3 protein-coding genes and 1 pseudogene are annotated in these 4659 nt (G+C 39.0%); all 4 read right to left on the bottom strand.

Features of this window, described 5'->3' with window-relative positions; genetic code table 11:
* Nucleotides 1-518 precede the first annotated feature (518 nt).
* Entirely contained in the window at nt 519-2519 is a 2001-nt protein-coding gene (locus Q1A47_RS19995) for a TRAP transporter permease (protein WP_026682263.1), read from the bottom strand.
* Nucleotides 2512-3045: a DUF1850 domain-containing protein gene (locus Q1A47_RS19990; protein ID WP_026682264.1), complete on the bottom strand. Its 534-nt coding sequence runs from the start codon at nt 3043-3045 to the stop codon at nt 2512-2514. Before Q1A47_RS19990 ends, Q1A47_RS19995 begins: the two co-directional genes overlap by 8 nt.
* A gap of 130 nt (nt 3046-3175) precedes the next feature.
* Nucleotides 3176-4174: a TAXI family TRAP transporter solute-binding subunit gene (locus Q1A47_RS19985; protein WP_166531006.1), complete on the bottom strand. Its 999-nt coding sequence runs from the start codon at nt 4172-4174 to the stop codon at nt 3176-3178.
* Nucleotides 4175-4431: 257 nt separating this feature from the next.
* Nucleotides 4432-4659, bottom strand: a pseudogene (locus Q1A47_RS19980) (peptide ABC transporter ATP-binding protein); the annotation flags it as partial.

Below are 4659 nucleotides of genomic sequence, written 5' to 3'. Positions count from 1 at the left end.
ATATACATCTAACATTTCAAAATAACTACTTGGCTTAACGCAGTCATTGCACTGATTTTATACTTTCTTAACTTAGACAAAAGCGGAAGCGCCCGAATAAAAACGTAGCGACTGGAGCAAGTCAACGGAGTTAAAGGAATCATGGTGTGCTTGCTAGTCGATGATGCTTTAGCTTAGAGCGATTCGTGAGGTCGCCTCCGTTTTCTGGGCGCTGGATCTGGACGCGGCTCAACATGCCCATTTTTATTCAGATGGGCTAATTTTATAGTTTCCTAGACAACAAAAAATAGGCTGCCGAAATATTACGACAACCCATCTCTTGAATCATGTAATTTTTTTATCCCGCATATAACTTGCAGTAAGACCACACTCCAAGCAATCAAGTGAAACTAATATTGGTGAGTGGGGATAAACTGCCAGTAAATGTCCGATTGTTTCTAGGGCCTTTAGGTCATACCCTTGTGGTACTTCGAATCCGTGGGGGGATAAACAAAATCCCCCACGATTGAAGTTTCACTTTATTGTTCACTTGCTTGCTGCATCAGCTCTGTTTGCCCTTGGGAGCGATTCATCATAAATTGAACAGCAATCATAATGATAAATGCAATAAGCCCATAAATATCTGTATTGCCTTCTGGATAAATGAGCATTAAACCTACTACCACGGAAATAATTCGGACGAGCCAATTTAGCTTAAGGTACCAAAATCCAATTAAACCAGCACCAATTGCAATCATGCCCGTAATAGCCGTAAAGAGAATCCAAATAATACTTAGTACGGTCGTATCAATCATTAACAGCTGTGGTTGTAGAACGAACATATATGGAATGATAAATGCTGCTACTGCCAATTTCGCAGCATTCACCCCTGTTCGTATTGGTTCACCGCCCGATATTCCCGTCGCTGCAAATGCGGCAAGTGCTACTGGAGGTGTAATATCAGCAACAATTCCAAAATAAAACACAAACATATGACCTGCAAGTACTGGTATGGCAACTTCAAGTTGATCATTCAATGCTAATATAGCTGGTAAAGCAATCGTTGATGTAATGATATAGTTAGCTGTAGTTGGTGATCCCATCCCCAATATAATGGAAGCAACCATTGTGAAAAACAGTGTAAGCAGTAACTGCATATCAGCAGAGCTTGCAAGAGATCCTGCCATACTTACAAGACTATTTCCCAATTTCAGCCCAAGACCTGTTTTTGTTACGACACCGACTATAATACCAGCGCAAGCAGTTGCAGCTGCCACACCTAGTGCCGTTCTTGCTCCAGAGGTTAACGCCGTTATAAATTTTGATAGATTAATCCGTGTATCTTTTCTAAACATACTAACCAAGATCGTAATACCTATTCCTAGTAACGCTGTTCGTTCAATACTAAACCCTTTAAATAGTAACCAGACAATAGCTATAATCGGAAGCAATAAATGAATCTTTTTGAAAACTTCCTTTTTAGGCGGGATCTGGTCCTTTGGCAAGCCGTGTAAGCCGGTACGCTTTGCCTCTAGATGCGTCATTATCCAAATACCAGAAAAGTATAAAATGGCTGGTATCGTAGCCGCCTTCGCAATTTCCCAATAACCCACTCCAGCAAACTCTATCATTAAAAACGCTGCAGCTCCCATAATTGGTGGCATAATTTGACCACCAGTAGAGGAAGCCGCCTCAACGGCACCAGCGAAATTTGGTTTATAACCGAGCTTTTTCATCATCGGTATGGTATAAGACCCAGTTGTAACAGTATTAGCAACAGAGCTTCCTGAAATAGTACCATTCAAGGCACTTGAAAAGATGGCAACCTTTGCTGGTCCACCTGTTCGACGACCCGCAAGTGAAATTGCCAAATCATTAAAGTAATTTCCTACCCCAGTTTGTACTAAAAATGCACCAAATAATAGGAATAAAAAGATATAAGTTGACGATACCTGTAAAGGCGTACCTAAAATACCTTGCGTTGTAAAAAACATTGAATCAATTAACTGTTGTAGACTCAGCCCTCTATGTGCAAGCATGCCTGGCATATACGGGCCGAATAATGCGTATACCAAAAAGATAATTGCAATAATGGTTATTGGAAGCCCTACTGCTCGTCGAGTAGCTTCCAGAACAAGTAATATCGCTGCTCCACCAATAAACATCTGCACCTGTGTAATACTTCCAATTTGCTGTACTAACGTCTCATAGAAAACTGGCCAGTAGCCACAAACGATAATGGACAATAATACGAGCAAATAATCATACCAAGCAACCTTCTTCTTGTTCCCCTTTTTTCTTGCTGGAAACAATAGAAAAATTAGGGATAGTGCAAAACCTAAATGGACCGTACGCTGAATGTAAGCAGTGTATTGGCCAAAGGCTCCTGTATAAAGCTGAAATAAAGAAAATGCTAATAATCCGATAAAAACGATAGCAGCCGCTGTACCAGCAAGCTTTCTCGTATTCGATTCAGAATCATATTTCTGTAACAATTCCTCTTGCTGTTTTTCGGTTAATTGATCTTTTGAGTCACTCAACGATCCTCACTCCTTTCAAGTATTCCCATAGTGTTAAATTTTCTATTTTTAAAGTAAACCAAGAGCCTGGCTTAAAGTATTTATTTAGGTAGATTTGATGCTCTGCGTTCTCGCCCCAAACAAGTCGATTTTCAGAAACGGTTTTGCCGTTTCTTAATTTAATGTTAGGAAAAATATTATCCAGCCTTTTAATATGGTATTTTCCATCCTCATACGTGAATTCTTCACCTTCTTGAGCATTAGATGGCATACCAATTCCAAATTCTTCATATACAATTTCATTTTGCTTCATATTCTGATTATCTAGTACAACATATTTTTCCACAACATCCGTTAAATGAATAGAATGTTTGAAAATTAATTGGAAGGGGGCGCCTTCTTCTATAGGAAGGAACGCATCAATTTGCTTTGTATTTTCTTCATAAAATACTAGGGCTGTTCGGAAAGGAACACATAAAGCAAGTAGAGTAATTAATAGTAGAAGAACCAGAATAGCTATCATTCTCTTTTTCTTAGAAAACTTCATGAATATTCACCTAGAAACCGTTGAGATTTGTATAAGAAGATGTAAACGCTTCTAAACATGGGTTGACCGGCAGCAAATTCCTACATTCATGCAGGATTACAGCCGGCCACCAAGTTATTTATTGTAAAACTTATTTTGAAGCAGAAATACCTTCTTCTTCAAAATATTTCTTTGCACCTGGATGCAGATCAATTCCAATACCATCTAACGCAGATTCCTTCGTAATAAATTCACCTTTTGCATGAGAAATTTTATCCGTGTTTTCGTATATTGCTTTCGTAATATCGTATACTACCTCTTCAGATAAACTATCTCTTACAGCAAGCATTGCCAATACTGCTACTGTTGTTACATCTTCTTCAATATTATACGTACCTGCTTTAACTGTATCTTCAGCATAATATGGATACTCTTCAACTAATGCCTGAACCTTATCTTTAGCAATTGGAACAATTCCTACATCAACCGTTGCTGATAATCCTTCAACAGCTCCTGTTGGCGTACCCGCTGTGATAAACGCGGCATCAATATTACCGTCTTGGATACCACCAGTAGACTCTCCAAAATCAAGGTTTTGCGCATCAATATCATCCATTGTCATACCATGTACTTCTAGGATTTGTTCTGCATTTACATACGTACCAGACCCTGGTGCACCAACGGAAACCGTTTTCCCAGCTAGATCTTCTACAGATGCAATTCCGGAATCTTTTGTTGTTACGATTTGAATAGTCTCTGGATATAGCGAACCAATCGCCTGAACATTATCTACAGCTTTACCTTCAAAAGAATTGATTCCTTCAATAGCATTTGCTACAACATCTGTCTGAACGAATGCTAGATCTGCTTCTTCGTTACTTAATGCCATTACATTATCAGCAGAAGCATTGGAAGATGGTGCATCTGTTTGTATACCTGTTTCATCATCAATAATCTTTGCCATTTCTCCACCAAGCGGGTAATAGGTACCGCTTGTTCCACCTGTAAGCATGCTTAGAAACTTAGGTTTGTCTCCACCATCTGATCCACCATCACCATTTTTGCCTTCTTCATTACCACCACATGCCGCTAGAAATAGAGCTAATACTAGTAGCATAGCAATAGAAACCATAAGGTTTTTATTTTTCATACAAACTCCCCCTTATACATCGTTAACATGTGAATATATTTTACATTTATTTTCATGATATTGTCAAACTATTCCTAACAGAACCAATTTCAATTACTTTTCCACATGTAAGCGAGTTCAATTGTTGCGTAGGATTTCACTATTCATGCAGGTATTATTTGCCACATGACGAACGTTTTTATCCCGCATATAACTGGCAGTATATAGAGGATAAAAATCCTTGCTAACACACGCTGGCAGCAAGGATTTTCCTGTCATTACACTCCTAATTCCTTTTTGTATCGCTCCAATTCTTTTGTCGTACAGCGCACCCAATGGCCAGGTTTTATTTCCCTAAATTCAGGATCTTCGCTAACATCATGGATTGTTGGGTCATAATTCGTTCGTTGACGAGACCGTTCATAATTTGGATCTGGCAGTGGAATAGCGGATAACAATGATTTCGTATACGGATGAATCGGATTATTATAGAGCTCTTCACTGTC

The sequence above is a fragment of the uncultured Virgibacillus sp. genome, from assembly GCF_947495635.1.
GTDB classification, from domain to species: domain Bacteria; phylum Bacillota; class Bacilli; order Bacillales; family Amphibacillaceae; genus Virgibacillus; species Virgibacillus salarius.
Note: the sequence above shows the minus strand (reverse complement) of the source record. Positions and strands in the feature narration are given on the sequence as shown.

Coding starts and splice junctions, on each gene's coding strand:
- Q1A47_RS19990 (WP_026682264.1), bottom strand. CDS start 3,045: ATGAAGTTTTCTAAGAAAAAGAGAATGATAGCTATTCTGGTTCTTCTA.
- Q1A47_RS19985 (WP_166531006.1), bottom strand. CDS start 4,174: ATGAAAAATAAAAACCTTATGGTTTCTATTGCTATGCTACTAGTATTA.